The 19,107-nt window shown below is 62.8% G+C and carries 20 protein-coding genes and 1 pseudogene; 5 read left to right on the top strand and 16 right to left on the bottom strand.

The window, feature by feature from the left end; translation table 11 throughout:
* Position 1: 1 nt before the first annotated feature.
* The 5 genes and pseudogenes from ACQKP1_RS06895 to ACQKP1_RS06915 all read right to left on the bottom strand — a co-directional run.
* A pseudogene (locus tag ACQKP1_RS06895) lies at positions 2–181 on the bottom strand (hypothetical protein); the annotation flags it as partial.
* Between the two features lie 401 nt (positions 182–582).
* A complete protein-coding gene (locus ACQKP1_RS06900; protein WP_427274701.1) occupies positions 583–1,803 on the bottom strand; it encodes an MFS transporter in 1,221 nt (406 codons plus the stop codon).
* Between the two features lie 359 nt (positions 1,804–2,162).
* Positions 2,163–3,008 (bottom strand): MOSC domain-containing protein, encoded by an 846-nt coding sequence (locus ACQKP1_RS06905; RefSeq protein ID WP_427274702.1) that lies wholly within the window; start codon positions 3,006–3,008, stop codon positions 2,163–2,165.
* 13 nt (positions 3,009–3,021) lie between these two features.
* The gene (locus tag ACQKP1_RS06910; RefSeq protein WP_427274703.1) at positions 3,022–3,675 is read right to left on the bottom strand and encodes an HD domain-containing protein; all 654 of its coding nucleotides are present in this window, start codon (positions 3,673–3,675) and stop codon (positions 3,022–3,024) included.
* Between the two features lie 67 nt (positions 3,676–3,742).
* Positions 3,743–6,508, bottom strand: coding sequence for a DUF2339 domain-containing protein (locus ACQKP1_RS06915; RefSeq protein WP_427274704.1), 2,766 nt, complete (start codon positions 6,506–6,508; stop codon positions 3,743–3,745).
* A gap of 232 nt (positions 6,509–6,740) precedes the next feature.
* Here ACQKP1_RS06915 and nadA point away from each other — a divergent pair, with 232 nt between their 5' ends.
* From nadA to ACQKP1_RS06935, 4 genes are all read left to right on the top strand, one after another.
* Positions 6,741–7,811 carry a quinolinate synthase NadA gene (nadA, locus tag ACQKP1_RS06920; RefSeq protein ID WP_427274705.1) on the top strand — a complete coding sequence of 357 codons (1,071 nt, stop codon included), beginning with the start codon at positions 6,741–6,743 and terminating at the stop codon, positions 7,809–7,811.
* A 26-nt stretch (positions 7,812–7,837) separates the two neighbouring features.
* Entirely contained in the window at positions 7,838–9,430 is a 1,593-nt protein-coding gene (locus ACQKP1_RS06925; RefSeq protein WP_427274706.1) for an L-aspartate oxidase, read from the top strand.
* A gap of 13 nt (positions 9,431–9,443) precedes the next feature.
* Complete coding sequence (nadC, locus tag ACQKP1_RS06930) at positions 9,444–10,349, top strand: carboxylating nicotinate-nucleotide diphosphorylase (protein WP_427274707.1); 906 nt, start codon at positions 9,444–9,446, stop codon at positions 10,347–10,349.
* Positions 10,350–10,743: 394 nt separating this feature from the next.
* Positions 10,744–10,932, top strand: a complete 189-nt coding sequence (locus ACQKP1_RS06935) for a hypothetical protein (protein WP_427274708.1) — start codon at positions 10,744–10,746, stop codon at positions 10,930–10,932.
* Between the two features lie 55 nt (positions 10,933–10,987).
* Here ACQKP1_RS06935 and ACQKP1_RS06940 read toward each other — a convergent pair whose 3' ends face one another.
* The 9 genes from ACQKP1_RS06940 to ACQKP1_RS06980 form a co-directional block, all read right to left on the bottom strand.
* On the bottom strand, positions 10,988–11,878 hold the full coding sequence (locus ACQKP1_RS06940; RefSeq protein WP_427274709.1) for a mechanosensitive ion channel family protein: 891 nt from the start codon (positions 11,876–11,878) through the stop codon (positions 10,988–10,990).
* A gap of 59 nt (positions 11,879–11,937) precedes the next feature.
* Positions 11,938–12,897: an NUDIX hydrolase gene (locus ACQKP1_RS06945; protein ID WP_427274710.1), complete on the bottom strand. Its 960-nt coding sequence runs from the start codon at positions 12,895–12,897 to the stop codon at positions 11,938–11,940.
* Positions 12,894–13,430, bottom strand: coding sequence for a tyrosine phosphatase family protein (locus ACQKP1_RS06950; RefSeq protein ID WP_427274711.1), 537 nt, complete (start codon positions 13,428–13,430; stop codon positions 12,894–12,896). The genes ACQKP1_RS06945 and ACQKP1_RS06950 overlap by 4 nt, the downstream gene beginning before the upstream one ends.
* Positions 13,427–14,059, bottom strand: coding sequence for a hydrolase (locus ACQKP1_RS06955; protein WP_427274712.1), 633 nt, complete (start codon positions 14,057–14,059; stop codon positions 13,427–13,429). Before ACQKP1_RS06955 ends, ACQKP1_RS06950 begins: the two co-directional genes overlap by 4 nt.
* Position 14,060: 1 nt before the next feature.
* On the bottom strand, positions 14,061–14,894 hold the full coding sequence (locus ACQKP1_RS06960) for a YgfZ/GcvT domain-containing protein (RefSeq protein ID WP_427274713.1): 834 nt from the start codon (positions 14,892–14,894) through the stop codon (positions 14,061–14,063).
* Between the two features lie 106 nt (positions 14,895–15,000).
* The gene (locus ACQKP1_RS06965; RefSeq protein WP_427274714.1) at positions 15,001–15,738 is read right to left on the bottom strand and encodes a hypothetical protein; all 738 of its coding nucleotides are present in this window, start codon (positions 15,736–15,738) and stop codon (positions 15,001–15,003) included.
* Between the two features lie 20 nt (positions 15,739–15,758).
* Positions 15,759–16,016 (bottom strand): hypothetical protein, encoded by a 258-nt coding sequence (locus tag ACQKP1_RS06970; RefSeq protein ID WP_054150473.1) that lies wholly within the window; start codon positions 16,014–16,016, stop codon positions 15,759–15,761.
* Between the two features lie 94 nt (positions 16,017–16,110).
* Positions 16,111–16,533 (bottom strand): TIGR02301 family protein, encoded by a 423-nt coding sequence (locus ACQKP1_RS06975; protein WP_427274715.1) that lies wholly within the window; start codon positions 16,531–16,533, stop codon positions 16,111–16,113.
* Positions 16,530–16,955, bottom strand: a complete 426-nt coding sequence (locus ACQKP1_RS06980) for an NUDIX hydrolase (RefSeq protein WP_427274716.1) — start codon at positions 16,953–16,955, stop codon at positions 16,530–16,532. The genes ACQKP1_RS06975 and ACQKP1_RS06980 overlap by 4 nt, the downstream gene beginning before the upstream one ends.
* Positions 16,956–17,089: 134 nt before the next feature.
* Between ACQKP1_RS06980 and ACQKP1_RS06985 the strand changes: the two genes are divergently transcribed.
* Positions 17,090–17,854, top strand: a complete 765-nt coding sequence (locus ACQKP1_RS06985) for an SOS response-associated peptidase (RefSeq protein WP_427274717.1) — start codon at positions 17,090–17,092, stop codon at positions 17,852–17,854.
* 61 nt (positions 17,855–17,915) lie between these two features.
* Here the strand turns inward: ACQKP1_RS06985 and ACQKP1_RS06990 are convergent, their stop codons facing one another.
* Positions 17,916–18,053, bottom strand: coding sequence for a hypothetical protein (locus ACQKP1_RS06990; protein WP_427274718.1), 138 nt, complete (start codon positions 18,051–18,053; stop codon positions 17,916–17,918).
* 193 nt (positions 18,054–18,246) lie between these two features.
* A complete protein-coding gene (locus ACQKP1_RS06995; protein ID WP_427274719.1) occupies positions 18,247–19,107 on the bottom strand; it encodes a CDP-alcohol phosphatidyltransferase family protein in 861 nt (286 codons plus the stop codon).

Raw genomic sequence — 19,107 nt, forward strand, 5'->3', positions numbered from 1 at the left:
CTTCCGGCGCAGACTTCGCCATGTGGTCGTGGATGGCGGCCTGAAGTTCGCTGATATTGCGATAGCTACCGCCGTCGAGGTCGATGACCGGATATTTGACGGCGATGAACTTGACCCTGTCGCCGTCGGGTATGGTGATGCCAACCGGGATCCCGGCATATTCGATAACTTGCTTCTTCATAACGATATTCCCCGCCCATGCGCGCGGCACGGCGTTGTCTAAGATGTCGATGGATATGAAATCAGTGCTTGCGCAGCGTCACATTCGACAGGTGCATTCGGAATGGCGTTTCACCATCACGAGGCGCGGGGTCTGCTGCCAGGATCGGATGGCATCAAGAAACACAACTTGCATTTCGCTGACCTCCTTCTTTGGCTGCGGCCTCCCAGGCGGAGGCCGTAAATGGTTCGTCGTCAGTGTCCGAACCAGCTCGCACAAGTTAGGTGCTGGCTCGGAATCCGTCAACGGGCGGCAGAAGAAAAATAAAATAATTTTCTGTGACGGTCGCCCTCAGGCGAAAACACAGGAATTTTGATCCGGCATGGGCGCCATGCCGAAATATGATCTCACTTTGGGCAAAATTACGCCATTCCGACAGCCGGTCTCTCCACGGCTTGTTCGCGGATCGGCCAATGCACCACAGCCGCGAAGATGCCGAGCGCCACACCCAACCACCAGACTTGGTCGTAAGTTCTGAACAGGTCGTAGAGATAGCCGCCCATCCACACGCCGAGGAAGGAGCCGATCTGGTGGGAAAGGAAGACCAGGCCTCCGAGCAGGCCGAGGTGGCGCGTGCCGAACATGATCGCCACAAGACCGTTGGTCGGCGGGACGGTGGAGAGCCAGAGCAGGCCCATCACGGCGGCAAAGACAACGACGGAGGCCGGCGTCTGCGGCAGAAGCAGAAAGAGCGTCACCGTGATCGAGCGGCCGATATAAATGACGGCGAGGAAGTAGGGCTTGGAATAGCGCTGCCCGATCCAGCCGGCTGCGAGCGAGCCGATGATGTTGAAAAAGCCGATCAGCGCCATCGCGATCACCGCATAGCTCGCCTCGATGCCGATATCGCCGAGATAGGCCGGGAAATGCGCGGTGATGAAGGCGACCTGGAAGCCGCAGACGAAGAAGCCGGTCGTTAGCAGAAGGTAGCTCTTGTGCGCGAAGGCTTCTTTCAGCGCCTCGGCGATCGTCTGCTGATACTGGTTGCCGGACTGTGTGCCCGACTGCGCGTTGCCGCGCAACGGAAAGGCAAGCAGCGGCACGACCAGCATCATCACGGCGATGATCACGAGACTGTCCGACCAGCCGAAGGCCGAGATGAAACCCTGACTCAAGGGTGCAAACAAGAACATGCCGGCAGAGCCTGCCGCCGTGCCGATGCCAAACGCCATCGACCGCTGTTCGGGTGTCACATTGCGGGCAAAGGCCGAAAGGATAACGCTGAACGAACCCGCGCCGATCGCAAGCCCGATCAGCACGCCACCGCCCATATGCAGCCAGATGGGCGCCGAAGCATTGGCCATCATCACGAGGCCAGCGGCATAAAGCACGCCCGACATGACGAGAACGCGACCCGTACCATACTTGTCGGCGAGCGCTCCGAAGAACGGCTGGCTGATGCCCCAGAACAGGTTCTGGAATGCCATGGCAAGCCCGAAGGTGGAGCGGTCCCAGCCCCGGTCGGCGAGCATCGGCAGCTGGAAGAACCCCATGGCCGAGCGCGGCCCAAAGGTCATCACCGCAATCAGCGATCCGGCGAGAATGATGAGCCAGGGCATGGCAGGGCGGCTGGTGGTCGTCATCGGGGGATTCTCCTCTGTCCATCACACATTAGTGCAGTCGATGGACGAGCAGAAACGCCTTTTGATGAACTGGCCATCAGGGGATTTGATGAATGTCAGGGGGGCGAGGGCGGTGCGTACCACCTCTCCCCTTGTGGGAGAGGTTGCAAAATCGAAGGCTTAGGCCAGCGCAAGCGGCCTAAACTTCAGATTTTGCTGGTGAGGGGATTGGTACTGTGGGCACAGCCTGACGGGCCCCCTCGCTTGCGATTTCAGATGTTTAGCCGTGGCTTGCGCCCCGACTAATTCATCGAAATCGCTTTCTCCCCCACCAAGGGGGAGAAGGGCTCGCACTTTTGGCGGCCACCCTATACTCCGCCTCACCGCTGCTTGATCGCCCAACCCTCCCGGCTGCCAAGCACAGTCACCGCATCACCAACCCGCACTAGACCCTCACCGCGCGGCACAGCATTCCAGCCGAACAGCACGCCCGGCACGCGGCGATCGGCGGACATGCGGATGCGGCCCATGGCCGGCATCGGGTTGGCGCCCTCGCGCGATCCGGTCTGCTGGTCCTGCGTTGTCATGATGCAGCGTGGGCAGGGTTTGACGAAATCGAAGCGGATGCCGCCGATCTCGAGGCCGGTCCAGGTGTCTTCTGCCCAGGGTTCGTCGCAGTCGACGACGATGTTCGGGCGAAACCGATCCATGCCAACAGAACCTTCGCCATGCCGCTCCATGTCCTCATTCAACGCGCGCAAGGAGCCTGATGTCGTGACCAGGATCTGGTAGCCGTCGGCAAAGCCCATCGGCGTGCCGTCGCCGGCCCATTCCGCGCTCGCCTCGCGGCGGCTCTCGCCGTCGATGAAGGCGAGCTTCACCGGCCGGCCGAACCAGTCGGAAAGCTTGGCATTGACGCTGTCATGCGCCATCGCCGCGCTGACGGTCGAGCGCCAGATGTTGACATCCATGCGATTGTCCGGCTGCGGCGGCGCGACCATCATCTCACGCCCGTCATCCAGTCGGAGTGTGAGATAGGAGGCCGCCGGAAGCGCCGTGAGGCGAGCAAGGTCGGGCATTTCCCGCTGGGTGATGAACTGACCATCGGGATCGACCAGCATCATGCGCCGGTCGTCGGAGAGGCCCATGGCATCGATGCGTGCCTGGGGAAGCGCAATGCCGCGCCCGCTCTTGAAGGGATAGATGGAAAGCCCGGTCACTTGCATGGTTTAGCGTCCTTCAGATTTCGTCGCGGAAGAGGGTCAGGAACAAGGTGAGCCGCTCGTGCCGCTCCTGTGCCAGCTTGCGGCCGGTCTCGGTTTGGAAACCATCGGAGAGCTTCAGGAGCTTGGCCGGGAAGTGGTCGATGGCAAAGCTGCGATCGTCGAGCGGGCGGTTCTCGGCGCCGGGATCGCCGGGGTGATAGAGGCCTGAACCCATGCGCCCGGCAATGTAGAAACAGCGGGCCACCCCGACCATGCCGATCGCATCGAGCCGGTCGGCATCCTGCAGCATCTTCGCTTCCAGCGTCTCCGGCTGGATGTTGGCGGAAAAGCTGTGGGTGAGGATCGCATGTGCCACGGCCTCGACCCTCTCCTTCGGCCAGCCGAGCCCCGCCAGAATGCCGCTCGCCTTTTCTGCGGCAAGCCGCGAGGCCTGCGATCGGAGCGGCGAACTTTTCTCGACGGCGACACAGTCATGCAGCAGAACGGCAGCAGCGAGAATTTCGGCATCGCCGCCTTCGCCGGCCTTTATCTTCAAGGCGTTCCTGAAGACGCGATGGATATGGGCGAGGTCGTGCGAGCCATCATCGCCATCCGTTGCATGCGGCAGAAGGCGGGCGGCGAGCGTCTCATGGGGGGCGAAGTCGGCGGCGGTGAGAAGGGCGGTCAAGACAGTTTCCCTATTCTGGTCGGCCCGCATCTAGCCTTGCGAGCGCCCACTGTTCAACCGCCCTCAATCAGATCCCCGTCGGCGCCTCCTCGTCGTCCACATCGGGCGAGCGGCTCGACTTGCCGCTCAGGATCCTCTGGTAGAAGAGCCCGATGCCGATCAGCACGAAGCCGAGGCCGATGAAGGACAGCGCGCGCAGCACGCCTTCGAGGTTGGCCATGTCGATCAGGAAGACCTTGGCGACCGTCAGCATCACGATGACGGCAGACGCAATGCGCAGGCTCCTCGCATCGAATCGCGAACCGAGCGCAAGCAGACCAACGCCGATGGCGAGCCAGGCGACGGAATAGCTGTAGGTCTCCGCCTGTTGGAAGCCCTTCCAGTAGGCAATGAACTCGCCCTGCCAGAAGCGCCGGACCGTGAGCGTCACCCAGGCGAAACCGAGCAGGGCACCGGACAGCGCGAGCAGGATCACGTAAGGAAGCGGGCGCTTGTCGCGGGCGTAGAAGGCAAGGCCCGCATAGGCGAGGCCGGGCAGGAGATAACCGATCAGCAGCAGGTTGATCAGCAGCCAATTGCCGGTGCTCTCGCCCGAAAAATAGGGGTTGAGCACCCCGAGATGCAGGCTCAGCGTCTGCAAGATGGCGATGCCGCCCGCCACCATCGAGCCGTAGCGGAAGACCGGGCTCGGCGATTTGACGTCGAGCGTCATCAGGATGCCGGAGAGGCCGACCACCAGCAGCGTGTAGATCGACTGTTCGCCAAGCGTCGGAGCGGACGCATCGAGTACGCCACCATTCATCGCATGGCGGACGAGGATCGCGACTGCGAGCAGGCCGAGAAGGCTGGCGAGGCCCTGCAGCGCATTGCGAACCCGAAGGCCCGGCCAGTTCCGCATCTCATAGGCCGAGAGCAGAGCGAGCAGTGCCGGAATGCCATAGCCGGGCAGCAACTGGTTCAAGAGAGGCGTCCGCGACAGGGCATCCGGCCCGACCAGCGTCGGATCCCAGAAGATGCGGAAGAGCACGCCGACAAGCGCTGCCACCAACATCCAGGGCAGCCCGCTCCACGCCCGTTTGCGGGTCGCCATCAGATAGGCAAAGCCGAGGAGCGCGAGCAGGATCGTGGTCACAACGCCATCGGTGAGGCAATGCAGCATGAGCGTAAAGGCGGCGAAGCTGCCGAGAATCAGGACGTCGATCCCGCGTCGGAAGCCGGGCAGGGCGCCTTGGCGATACAGATACTCGCAGGCCGCGAGCAGCACGGCCCCGAGGCCGAGCGCGAAGAGACCATGCGCCCAGTCCCGGGCATAGGTCCCGTAAAACACGAAGCTGATGGTTGTGAGCATCACCGGCAGCACCGCAACGATCACGGCCCAGACCGTTGCGAACAACGGGTCTTCGGCAAAGCGACGGCGGTTCTGGGCAAGGCCGATAAAGGCAAAGACGGCGGCAAGCCCCAGGAAGATCAGCATGACCGGACCGCCGAGGCTGACCACGGCCGTTTCGTCCCAGCCGAAACCGAGCAGGAGCACCTGCGCCTGGGCGATCAAGCCGGACTTCACCACGGCCCCGATCAGGGCACCCGTGGCCGCGAGTGCCGTTGGCCAAAAGGCGCCGTGACGGGCGCTGCCGGCGGCGGCGAGCGCTGCGACCAAGGCCGCGAAGGCAAACAGCGGCAAGGAGACCGTAGGGCCTCGATCCAGCATCACGAGGGCCGGCAAAAGGACCGCGAGCGACAGCGTGATGTCGAGCGCAAGCGGACCCGATGCCATCCGCCGTCCGAGCGCATCGAGCGACAGCGGGGTTTCGGGCGTCGCGGGGTCTTCACCCTTCGCGCCTGGCCAGATCAGCATCCAGCTGGCGATCATGGCAATCAGTGAGAGGGCAACCGGCGTGATTTCGGCGGCGTCGATGAGTGCCACCAGCGCCCAGAGCCCGAGCAGCACCTGGGCAATCGCCGGGACGATCAGCCAGCCCTTGATCCGTGAGGCGAGCGCCGTCGCGAGCTGGGCGACGGTCAGATAGATGAACAGTGTCCAGAGGCTCGGCGCCGTGGTCGAGATCAGAAGCGGAGTCAGCATGGAGCCGACGAGCCCGAGCCCGGCCAGCGCCTGGCCATGCAGCAGCGAGAGGCCGAGCACACCGAAGGCAGTCAGCCCCAGAAGCAGGAAGGCGAGCGTCGGGCCGATGAATTCATAAATACCATGCGCCGCATAGATCGCGCCGAACAGCGAGACCGCGCCCGCTGCCGTGAGGATGCCGGGCACCATGGCATTGGCATAGAGGGCTTCGGCCTTCGGCAGCGCCTTGCGACGAATGAGTTCGCCGGCGGCAATCAGAAGAAGACCGAACAGCGCGGCAAGCGTCAGCCGCACACCCGGACCGAGCAGACCGCTTTCGATCGAGTAACGCACGAGAAAGACCCCGCCGAGCGCCAGAGCCAGGCCGCCGGCCCAGACGGCCCAGCGCGCGCCGAGGAGATTTTCCAGGCTTTCCGCAGGTGCGGCGGCCGTGGCTTCGCCGCGAGCCGCCGTGGCGAGGAGTTCAGTGTTTTCCTCAGTCAGGGAGGCAGGCGCGCTTTGATACGGCGCACCGTCGAGCGGGGGTTCCTCTGCGGTCACGGTCTCTGCGACCGTCTGCGGCAGTGCAACTTCGACCGGCTCTTCCGTCTCCATCGGAATGGCTGATGGCACTGCGGTGGCTCCGCCAACCCTGAGCAGCCGCTCGCGGACCTCTCCGAGTTCCCTCTCGAGGCGATCGATGCGCTTGGCAGCACCCCGGATGATGACAAAGAGAACGCCGATCAGGATCAGCGGCAACAGTTCGAACATTTGGCCTCGCAGAGCCTTGCCTCAAGGAGCAGCCAAACTAACGTTTTTCCCGATGAGGGAAAGCGCTTCTCGTCACGCGCCGGTCGTAGCCGAGCTCTAAGGGCCGCAGCCGGGGCTAAAACCTCCCTTGCAATCGAGGGCGAAACTTTCTACATCGGCACTACCGGCGATCGCCGGTTTTCTTTGGCGCTTGTTATGCTCAGTTTGAGCATAAATAATGGAGGAGATGGCCATGGAAGCGCAGCATCTGGTGGAAGCCAACAGCACGTCCCGCACAGCAGCCGAGCGTTTCGGCGTCTTGGAGCGTCCGGATCTGACCTATTCGCCCGCCGTCGCCAAGGAGACCGCGCATCTCTATGAGCGCGTCCGCGACTTCATTCCTGCGATCGAATGGCCGATTTTTGCGCCTTACATCCATGCGATCAACCGGCTGAAGAAGGAACGCGGCGCCGTCATCCTGGCGCACAACTACCAGACGCCGGAGATCTTCCACTGCGTCGCCGACATCAAGGGCGATTCGCTACAGCTCGCCCGTGATGCCGTCAGCGTCGATGCCGAGATCATCGTCCAGTGCGGCGTGCATTTCATGGCCGAGACCTCGAAGCTGCTCAATCCACAAAAGACCGTGCTGATCCCCGATGGCCGCGCCGGCTGCTCGCTGTCCGAATCGATCACCGGCGCCGATGTCCGCCTGCTGCGCGAGCGCTACCCCGGCGTGCCCGTCGTCACCTATGTCAACACCTCCGCCGACGTGAAGGCTGAAACCGACATCTGCTGCACCTCGGCCAATGCCGTCGACGTGGTCAACAGCTTCGACAGCGACACGGTGCTCTGCATTCCGGACGAATATCTGGCGATGAATGTCGCCAACCAGACGAGCAAAAAGATCCTCACCTGGAAAGGCCACTGCGAGGTGCATGAGCGCTTTACGGCCGACGAACTGCTGGAATACAAGAAGGCCGATCCGCGCATCGAGATCGTCGCCCATCCGGAATGCCATCCGAGCGTGCTGGCCGTCTCTGACTTTGCCGGCTCGACCAAGGGCATGATCGACTATGTCAAGACCAAGCGCCCGGCCCGTGTCCTGCTCGTCACCGAGTGCTCGATGGCCTCGAACATTCAGGTGGAAGTGCCCGAGGTCGATTTCGTCAAGCCCTGCAACCTCTGTCCGCATATGAAGCGCATCACTCTGCCGAAGATCCTCGACAGCCTGCTCTTCATGACAGAGGAAGTCACGGTTGATCCGGCAATTGCGGGCCGCGCACGGCTTGCCGTCGAACGGATGATCAATCTGAAGAATTGAAATACCGGCCGGCCGGGGAGGGCTGAATGGCGACCAATCTTGAATCCATGCGGCCGCAATCCTGGCAGGGCATCGACGATATAGTCATCGTCGGTGGCGGCCTGGCCGGCCTCTTCTGCGCCCTGAAGCTGGCGCCACGCCCCGTCACTGTGCTCGCCGCCGCCCCGATCGGGCAGGGCGCGTCCTCGGCTTGGGCGCAAGGCGGCATCGCCGCTGCCATGAGCCCCGGCGACAGCTTCGACAAACATCTGGCCGATACGGTGTCGGCCGGTGCCGGGCTCGTCGAGGAAAAGATGGCGCGGCTGATGATATCCGAAGGGCCGGACCGCGTGCATGACCTGCTGGCTTATGGCGTACCATTCGACCGCGATCTCGAAGGTCATCTTCTGCTGTCCCGTGAAGCGGCTCATTCCGAGCGGCGGATCGTGCGCGTGGCCGGTGACCGGGCGGGTGGCGCGATCATGGAGGCGCTGATCTCTGCCGTTCGTCGCACGCCGTCGATCCGGGTGATGGAAGGTTATGTGGTCGAGGAGTTGATCGCCGAGGGCCGTTTCGTCTCCGGTGTTATTGCGAGGCCCGATGCCGGCCAGTCGAAGACCCGCGTCGCCTTTCCCGCCCGCGCCGTCGTCCTCTGCTCCGGCGGTGTCGGCCATCTCTATTCTGTGACTACCAATCCTGCCGAAGCGCGCGGCACGGGTGTCGGCATGGCGGCAAAGGCTGGCGCCATGATCGCCGATCCGGAATTTGTCCAGTTCCACCCGACCGCGATCGATATAGGCCAGGACCCGGCGCCACTCGCGACCGAAGCTCTTCGCGGTGACGGTGCTGTGCTCGTGAATGCGGCCGGCCATCGTTTCATGACCGATCTGCACGTCGACGCGGAGCTTGCACCGCGCGATATCGTTGCGCGCGGCGTCTTCGCCGAAGTGGCAGCCGGCCGAGGCGCCTTTCTCGACTGCACCAAGGCGATCGGCAAGGAATTTTTGAAACGCTTTCCGACGGTCTTTGCCTCCTGCATCGCCGCCGGCATCGATCCTGTCAGTCAGCCCATTCCGGTGGTCCCGGCGGTGCATTACCACATGGGCGGCGTGCTCGTGGATGCCGATGGTCGCACATCGCTGGATGGCCTCTGGGCAGCGGGAGAGGTGACTTCGAGCGGCGTCCATGGCGCCAACCGTCTCGCCTCCAACTCGCTTCTCGAAGCCGTCGTCTTTGCCGGGCGAATCGCCGACTCGATCAAGGGCATGCTGCCGGAATCGGCCCTTTATGAATGGGGCACGAGCGCTGGCGAGAACGACGACCTTGTGACCGTCGAGGATAGTCCCGAGCTCAAGGACCTGCGCGGTCTGATGAGCCGCTATGCGGGCGTCATCAGAGACGAGGCGGGGCTGAAGGTGCTGATCCGTGAACTCGTGGCTCTGGAGCGCAAGCGCCCGCGCGTACGCTTCTCCAACATCACCGCCACCGCCAAGCTGATTGCCGTCGGCGCTTATCTCCGTACGGAAAGCCGTGGAGCCCATATGCGCGCCGACCATCCCAATCCGCAGGAAGCGCTGCGCCACCGCACCTATCTGACGCTGAAAGATGCCGATCGCATTGCCGCCGAACTGGCCGGCTGAGGAGACCACGCCGATGACCCCGAGCCTTCGCCCGCAGCTTTCGCCCCTGATGATCGAGGACCTTGTCCGCAACGCGCTTCTGGAAGATCTCGGCCGGGCCGGTGACATCACCACCTATGCGACGATCGGACCGGAGAAGACGGCGGTGGCCGATTTGAACAGCCGCGAACACGGCGTCGTCGCCGGACTGCCCTTGGCGGAAGCGGCATTTCGCCTGATCGATTCGGACTTGCGCTTCGAAGCCTTCGTGATCGATGGCGACACGGTGGCCCCGGGGCAGGCGATCGCCCGCGTGTCCGGCAACGCCCGGTCAGTTCTATCGGCCGAGCGCGTCGCACTGAACTTCCTCATGCATCTCTCCGGTGTGGCGAGTTACACCGCCCGCTTTGCCGCCGAGATCGCAGATACGAAGGCGCGGGTGACCTGCACCCGCAAGACCCTGCCGGGCCTGAGAGCAGTCGAGAAATACGCCGTGCGACTGGGCGGCGGATCCAATCATCGCTTCGGGCTCGACGACGCGATCCTGATCAAGGACAACCACATTGCCGTCGCCGGTGGTGTCGCCTCCGCAATAAATGCCGCGCGTGCCTATGCAGGCCATCTCGTGAAGATCGAGGTCGAGGTCGACGGTCTCGACCAGATGCGCGAAGCGCTTGGCGCACGGCCGGATGTGATCCTGCTCGACAATATGGGGCCGGATCTGTTGCGAGAGGCGGTTGAGATCAACCGCGATCATCATGGCCTCAGCCCTTCCGATTACGCCTCGGATGTCCGGCGCGTGGTCCTAGAAGCCTCGGGCAACGTCAACCTGCAGACGATTCGCGCGATCGCCGAGACGGGTGTCGACTATATCTCGACCTCCCAGATCACCATGGCAGCCCCGACGCTCGACATCGGCCTCGACATCTCGCTCCGCTGAACTCACGACAAAGTTTGCGGATTGTTTTGCGGTGCAGCATGCGCCGGGATGCCGCGTGATCCGGAAAACCCATGTCTGCCAAGGCTTTGCTGATATATCAGCATTTGCTTCGCTAGTTATTACCCGTGATTCCTGGTTTTTGACCGTGAAAACCGAATCCCCTAGCCCTTTGTCATGCATACAGTTTGTATCGCATTGGGGTAATGCAGACGGAACGACGACTGTGTAAGGGGCAAGTATGACGACGACACTTTTGAAGCCGGACAGCGCGCTCCAGGGCAGGGATGTCCGACATGATGCTTCGACACCTGCATCCATTACTAGAAATGATCTAGCAATCACTTGTGACCCACATCACTCCGACACGACATCTGCTTGCCAGGAAATTTCAGCAGTGCAGTCAACGCTTGCGACGCACAAGTCCGCGTCCTGTTCTGAACAGGTGGGGGAAGGCCCGCATGCCGAGACTACTGCGGGCATGACCGAGGACGACACTGTCAGCGTGCTGGAAGTGCTCGCCGAAATGCAGCGCATCATCGACCGGCATATCGAAACGACTGCAGGGCAGCAGAGCGAGAGCTGAGCCCCGCTGCCTCTAATTCCAAAACCTGGGTTGCACCTGTGGCGGCAGGTAACGCTCAGGCTTCCTTCGCCTGAGCGTCGACGAAGCGCTCGGGTAGGGCGACCATCTGCGGCGAGCCGTGATAGGTCACCTGCGGGAACGGGATGGAAATCCCGTTCTCGTCGAAGGACTTCTTCACCTTCTTGATCATCTCGCGCGACGTCGGCCAGTAGTTCGAAGCTGCGGTCCAGTACCACATGGTTATGACCACGGCGCTGTCGCCCAGCTGGTCGACATGGGTAGAGATCGCCGGATCCTTCAAGACCCTTTCATCCGCCTCCGCATGATCGCGCATGATCTTCTCGGCCAGATCGATGTCGTCATTGTAGTCGATGCCCACCTTCAGTTCGAAACGGCGGGTCGGAAGACGGCTGAAATTGGTGATCGGCACATTCCACAGCGTCGAATTGGGTGCGAGCCGGTACAGGCCATCAGGCGTCTTCAATTCCGTCGCAAAAAGACCGATCTCGACGATGGTTCCCGAAATCGAACCGGTATCGATATACTCACCGACGCGAAACGGACGGAGCACAAGGAGCATGATGCCGGCCGCAATGTTCTGCAGCGTGCCCTGCAAGGCAAGGCCGATCGCGAGGCCCGCCGCACCCAGCGCCGCGATGATCGAGGCGGTCTGGACGCCGAACTGGCCGAGCACGGTGACGAAGACGAGAATGAGTGCGCCGTAGCGCACGACATTGGCAAAGAAGCGCGCCAGCGTCTCGTCGAAGCCGCGAACCCGCATGAGACCGGCATGGGTCCAGCGGCTGAGCAGTGCGGCAAGCCACCAGCCGATGCAGAGGAGAAGAAGCGCTCCGACGATCGAGAAGGAATACTGGACCGCAAGCTGGCTCGCCTGTTCGAGCGCCGCCTGTGTCGCGAGTATCGCTTCGTTCGTATCCAAGTCCATGCCGTGATTGCTCCCTGCTGTTGATATCCACGCCCTAGATGGGGCCGAGGCAGGCGAGGTCAACCGCTGGTCCGGCCTCCGACCTTGAGGCCCGGCGCCGGACGCTCTTCGAGCACCTGGCGACGGAAGCGGAAGAGGGCCGCCGGCCGGCCACCGGTGGCGGCCTGAGTCGATCCCGTCGGTTCGACCAGTTCGGCGCCGTCGACCAGGCGCCGGAAATTCTGTTTGTGTACGTGGTGCCCGGCAATCGCCTCGACCGTGCCCTGCAGCTCGGTGAGAGTGAACTCCGGCGGCATCAGTTCGAATATGACGGGTCGATACTTGATCTTGCTGCGCAACCGGGCAAGCGCCGTCGCGGCGATCCGCCGGTGGTCATGGCGCATCGGACGCCCCAGGGTCACGGTTGTGCGGCAGCGCTCGACCCGGCCGTCCTGCACGGCTTCCTCGACCAGTCCTGCTTCGTAGAGCAGCTCGTAGCGCTCCAGCACGTGTTCTTCGTCGAAGGGGAAGTCATCGAGACCAAAAGCAAGTCGCAGCCGTGAGCGGCGGGAGGAGACCGATGTCTCTTCTGCCCATGAGGTCAGCGCCGGCAGGATGACACGGTCCAGGAGAGCCGGACGTCCCTGCCGCCAGTCCTCCCAGGGAAGATATCCGTACCAGTCACGCCATCGGGCTCCGGACAGTTCGAGCCGTGCATCGCCGTCGGTGTCGAGCCTCGTCAGCGCAAGATAGCCGACGGAGACGACATGGGGTCCCTGGTCGCCGGGCATCTTGTGGCGGCCGCGATCCCCGAAGGTGTAGAGTTGCTCGATGTAACCCAGTTCGAGCGCCGTTTGTGCTTCGACGGTATGCCGAAGCGACATCTCCATCGTCCGGTGCCGGTTCGGATCGAAGGGGCCGAAGGGCAGCGCATCGAGTGCGTTGCCGTCCTCTCCGACCACGAGCAGGCGTGGGGTACGGGCGTTGATGGCGACGATCGCGGCATTGAGCCCGATCTCGATCTCCGCCGGTGCTGTCATGACTGGATTGGATCTCTTGCGGGAAGCGGCAATACAAACGGCCTGTTGCCGTCGGCATCGGCGCCCCGCCCGAGTGCCTTCACCGCCTTTGCGAAGCGTCCGCCACGACCGAGCATGTCGTCGCCGATTTCCACCAGCCGCATATTGGGCGTGGCAAATGGCGAGGCTTCGCGCAAACGCTTCGCCAGCGCATCGTCGTCGTCGTCGGGAGCAATCGCAAGGCTCGCGATCATCGCAGCTGCCGGAGACCGCGACACGCCCATCCAGCAATGCACGACGAGCGGTGCGGCCTGATCCCACGCCTTTGCGAAACCGATGATCTCGGCGACATGTGCTTCCTGCGGCGCAATCAGATCGCCGGTGCCGGCAAAGCTGATGTCGTTCATCGCAAGCTTCAGATGCCGCTCGGCCTGGATGACCGCCGGCCGGTGAAAATCCTGATTGGCAGCCAGCAGGCTGATCATCTCGCGCGCCTTGTGACGCACGGCCATCTCGGCAATTCGGGCGAGCGGTAAAACGACGATGACGCTCATGGGCGGGCCCAGGTCGTCGACTGCCTGTCGGCCTCGATCTCTTCGAAGCGTTCGAGGAACTTTGCCTGGGCCTGATAGGCGGGCAGCGGTTCGATCAGGATCGTATCGCGGGTGAAGCCCTTGGGCTGGCCGAACAGCTTGCGGGCTTCGGCCTCGGCAAAGCCGGCGAGCACGGTTGCCTCGAAATAGGCAGAGATCATGTCGGCCTTCTTGATCAGGTCCTTCAGCACCGCTTTCGGATGGGCAGGCAGGCCGAAGCGCAGATGGATGGCCGCCTCCAGTCGCTTTTCCACGACCTTGTAGCCGCCACCGACGACGGCCTTGAACGGAGAGATCATGTCGCCGATGACATATTCCGGCCCGTCATGCAGCAGCGCCACCATCAGCTCGTCGGCCGTGGCCTTGGGGTTGGAGCGGCGGAAGATGTCCTCGACGATCAGGCTGTGCTGGGCAACGGAGAAGGCATGATCGCCGGAGGTTTGCCCGTTCCAGCGGGCGACGCGGGCAAGCCCATGGGCAATATCGGTGATCTCGACATCAAGCGGCGAGGGGTCGAGCAGGTCGAGACGCCGACCGGAGAGCATGCGTTGCCAGGCGCGGGCGGAGGGCAGAGCGGCAGCCGAACCCATGTCAGGCCTCCTCGGCCGAGCTGGGGAAAGTCAGTCCCGTCCAGCCGGGAAGGGCAACCGATACCGGCAAGTCACCGGCAAGGATGGGCTCGCCGACTGCCATGGCTTCACCGGCCTTGTCGATGCGGACAATCGCAAGCGCGCGCTCGCCAGCGACCGTGCCGAGCGCGCCGATCGTCTTGCCGCCGATGGTGATCTCTGAGCCGGACGCTGGAAGCGGCGCTTCGCCCGAGACGATCACCACGCGGCGCCGCGCGGTCGAGCGATGCTGCATGCGCGACACCACTTCCTGACCGACATAACATCCCTTGCGGAAGGAGACGCCACCCGACTTGTCGAAGAGGATATCGTGCGGAAAGGCGTCCTGTAGCGCGTAGTCCCGCCCCGATTCCGGCACGCCGTGGAGAATGCGAAGCGCATCGTAAGCGCCCCGGTCGCCAGCACCATCGATCCGGCCGGGTTGGCGGCGAACCCCGGTTCCGGCGAGCGCGAATCGATGGTCGGCGGCGCCATCGCTGGCCTCGCCCCAGATGACCGTCGCACCCGTTTCCGGCAGCGTCTCGATCGTCACGGCAGCGCGCAGCTTGTACATCGTCATACGCCTGACGAAGGCCTCCACCTGATCGGCGCGGATATCGACCAGGAAACCGTCATCGCTGCGGGAGATCAGGAAATCATAGAAGATCTTGCCCTGTGGCGTAAGAAGCGCGCCCGGACGCAACTCACGGGTCGCAAGTGCCCCGAGATCGGTGGTGATCAGATTCTGCAGAAAGTGCTCGGCATCCGCCCCCGTTATTCGGACAAAGGCGCGATCGGGCAGGAAGGCTGAGGGCATGGGGTCCACCGGGCTGTTTCGATGCCGACTGAGTTAGGCGCTGCCAGTCTAGACGACAAGCAGTTCCGATCACAGCCCACAGTTTGCCCCACAATCCGGATCGTGGTCAGTCGCCGACGGAGAGGAACTTCCAGCGGCCGTCGGGTGTGATGCCGACGCGGAAGAAGTTGTAATTCCCGTATTCCTGCATCTCCGCGACGTCACCAGCCGTCACGATTCGCAGCAGTTCGACCTTCTCCTGCGGCGTCAGCAGGCCGAGCGACTTTCCGACGAAATAGGGCCACACATAGGCCTCGTCCGCCGTGCCCTTGTCGACTTGCACGAAGCCGGTGGAGAAAATGTCGAGCAGAATGGCCAGGATCTCGATTCCGTCGCTGTCGCCGGAGATCGCCATGAGCGCCTGGATCGGATCCTGGTCAGGCGTCTGGAGCGGCACCACAGTCTGGTCCGGTCCGGGGTTCATCAGCGGCTTCAGCTTCGAGATGTCGCCGGTCTTTGCGGCCTCAATTATCAGCTCGCGCATGCGTCGAACGGGTTCCGGCGCCTTCTCGATGTCATAGATGACTTCGGCCGGCGGACCGGCGGGCTCCATATCTTCGACATCCCCGGCCTCTGCTGGCTCAGGAGAGCGGATCAACGGATCCGGGTCGGGGATCATCGGGATCGAATCCTCGATGACATCAAGTTCCTCGTTCGACGCTGGCTCCGATGCTTCGGCGGCCGGCGGAGTGATATCCTTGATGTCGGATAGGGCAATGGCTGGCAGGGCCACCCCTGCGGAGGCAACCGTGAGCGTCAGCGCGCTCGTCAAGCGGAGGAGCCTGACCCGCGACGAGATCATCATTGTGTCCCTCGATTGCTGTCTTATTGAAGCTGGCGTTCGGGCGAGAACTCGCCGGCGAGCAGCCGGGCCTTGAGCGCATCGAGAACAGCCTCGGCGCCATGTTCGCCATGAATGCGGATAGTCTCGCGCATCGCCAGCGCAAAGGACGCCTCGGCGATGATCTCGGGCTCGATCCCATCGGCCATGCCGTCGGCCCAGGCTTCGTTCTGGTATTCCAGCGCAGCCTGCATCTTCTCGTGAACGATCATCTCGTCGATTTCGTTGCGGCGCGGTTCCATGGGCATTCCTCGAAGCACTTACTCAGTCCTTAACGACCCTATCAGCCTTTTGCCAAAACGACACGGGGCCAGACTAAAAGAGGTGAATTTATCGTTAATTTCCGAAACGTGCGGTAATTTCTGTGGCAAGTGTTGCGCCTTCGATACGGTAATTCTGCTCTGCACGAACTGCGGCCGGCGTGCAAGAGGTGTAGACGGAGGCAAAAGACCGATAGCCCCTGTTGTAGGCGGCCGTCATCCGTGCCCGGCGCTTCGGCTCGGCGCGTGTTTCGGCGTCCAGCAGTCCCTGCAACGACCGCCGCCATTCCGGTTCGCCATCCGCCTTGCAGAGATTGCGCAGGTAGTGAACGGCTCCGATGATCTCCGAAAGTCGCGCGAGACGGTCATCATAGGGCGTCGGCTTCTCGGTGTCTGCCACGGGCGGAACGATCGCCTCAGTGCTGCCCTGTGCGGCCACCGGACCGGCGATTGCGAGAAGAGCCGCGGCGAGGCAAAGGGGCTTTGTGATCTTGCTCATGCTTCGCCCCCGATCGTGGTCGCTGACGATAGGCGTAGGATGCAGTCGCGCACGCTCTCGGGGATGGGAAGCCCAAGCACTTCTTCGGGAAGAAACCAGCCTGCCTCGAGCGCGTCGCTTCTAGCTTCAACTTCGTCCGTCCCCTCAGCCTCCACCTGGAAGACCGAAAGCAGGAAATGGCTGCCCGCGACGCCAACCTCGGGCAGAAGCTCGACCGTCTCGAACAGTCGCGGATTGCGCCCGATGATCCCGGTTTCTTCGAACAGCTCCCTGAGCGCCGTTTCCTCCGGCGTTTCCCCCGGCTCGGCGCGCCCCCCGGGAAAGGCAAAGAGGTCCGCCGCCGGCGGATTGCCGCGCCGGACGAGGAGATAGCGCCCGGCCCGCTCGACGATGGCGGAAGAGGCGAGGCGGGGCATGCTCATGAACAGGAAACTCCGGTCGGAAGATCGCATCGTGGCAACGAAGCAGTGTAGCCCGATTATCGCGGGCTTTGCCGCCCCCTGCAAGCATCGCGTCACGCCTTGACCCTGGCGGGTGGGACTGCCATCTACGTTCCATGTGCGGACGTTTTGCCCTGACTGCGAGCCCGGAAGAAGTGGCGGAGATCCTCGGCGTGATGGAGCTCGAGGGCTTTCCGCCGCGCTACAATATCGCGCCGACGCAGCCGATCCTCGTGGCAGTCGCGTCCCCGCCCGCCGAGCCCGGCTCGAACCGGCCGGATCGCATGGCGGTGCTGGTGCGCTGGGGCCTCATCCCGTCCTGGGTCAAGGACCCCAAGGAATTCACGCTGCTGATCAATGCCCGTTCCGAAACAGCAAACGAGAAGGCGTCGTTTCGCGCGGCGATGCGGCACCGGCGTATTCTGGTTCCAGCCTCCGGCTTCTACGAATGGCACCGGCCGCCAAAGGAGAGCGGCGAAAAGCTGCAGGCCTACTGGATCCGCCCGAAGAGTGGCGGGATCGTCTGCTTCGGCGGGCTGATGGAGACCTATATGTCGAAGGACGGCTCCGAGCTCGATACGGGCTGCATCCTGACGGTCGGGGCAAACAAGGCCATCGGCGAGATCCATGACCGTATGCCCGTGGTGATCCAGCCGCAGGATTTTAGCCGCTGGCTCGATTGCCGCCACGGCGAGCCGCGCGATGTGGCAGATCTTCTGCAGCCGGCAGCGGACGACTATTTCGAGGCAATCCCGGTGTCCGACCTCGTCAACAAGGTCGCGAATGTCGGACCGGAACTTCAGACACCGGTCGCGCTCCCGCCGAAAAAGCAAAAGCCCACCGCGGACAAGTCCGGCGACGGGCAGATGAGCCTGTTCTAGGCAATTTCCGGAACAGGAAGCGAGCTTCCCATGCACGGAATTGCGGTCTTCCTGAAAGCCTTCAGGCGACCTTCGGCACTACCTTGGGCTTCAGCATAAGAGCTGCAGCGAGAACGGCCTTGAGGCCGACTGGGCGGTACTTCGAGGCGAGATTCTCGTTTGCCGGCTTCTGCTGCTCGGCTTGATTCTCAGTCGTCATCGTCATGTTCCTTGGAGTGTTTCCTGACCGGTTTTTTTGTTTGCGGCTCTCTCTGCGGAGATCATGACAAAAGCGTGGCCGTTGCTGTGACTCAAATCAAATTTGAAGAAAAAGAGTAGATATAGAGAGCCCCGCGCAAGCTTTTCGGCTTGGCGGGGCTCAAACTACTTCAAGCTTGAACGAAATGCGCGGGTCAGACGCCCCGATCGATCTCCGAAAGCCCCTTTTCGGCTGCTTCCTCGCCAATCGTCAGTGTACCGTAGCGGCGGTGCCAGTTGCGGGCGCCGAATGGCAGCGAGCAGAGATAGAGAAGCACGCTGACGACAAGAACTTCCCAGGTAAAGCTCATCAGAAGCGCGACATAGAGCACGACGCCGAGAATCATCGGAAACACAAGATCGCGGCGAACATGGCTGGTCTCCGACTTGCCGGACCACACGGGCAGGCGGCTGACGAGGAGATAGCCGATCACGACGGTGTAGGTCGTGCTGGCATAGGCAAAGATGCCGACCGGTGCCACGCCGAGAAAGCCGAGATAGATCGGCAGCATGACGAGTGCCGCACCCGCGGGTGCCGGCACGCCGACGAAAAACTCCGACTGCCACGGTGCCTTGGTCTCGCGCTCATCCATCACGTTGAACCGCGCGAGCCGCAGGCCGGCCGCGATCGCATAAATCAGCGCGGCAATCCAGCCGAGCGAACGGGCCTGGTCGAGCACGAAGACATAGAGAACGAGGGCAGGCGCCACGCCGAAATTGATGATGTCAGCGAGCGAGTCCATTTGCGCGCCGAATTTCGACGTCGCCTTCATCATCCGCGCGACGCGACCGTCGATGCCGTCGAGAAAGGCGGCGGCAAGCACCATGGCGACCGCCAATTCATAGCGATTTTCGAATGCAAGCCGGATCCCGGTCAGACCGGCACAGATCGCAAGCACCGTGATCAGATTGGGAATGATCAGCCGGAGGGGAATTTCGCGGAGCCTCGGGCCGCGCGCACCGGTATCAGCCTGGGTGCTGCCGCGTAGTTCGGTCGAGGGGGTCTGATCGTCCAT

The sequence above is a fragment of the Allorhizobium sp. NPDC080224 genome, from assembly GCF_050281005.1.
In the GTDB taxonomy this organism is placed as follows: Bacteria; Pseudomonadota; Alphaproteobacteria; order Rhizobiales; family Rhizobiaceae; genus Allorhizobium.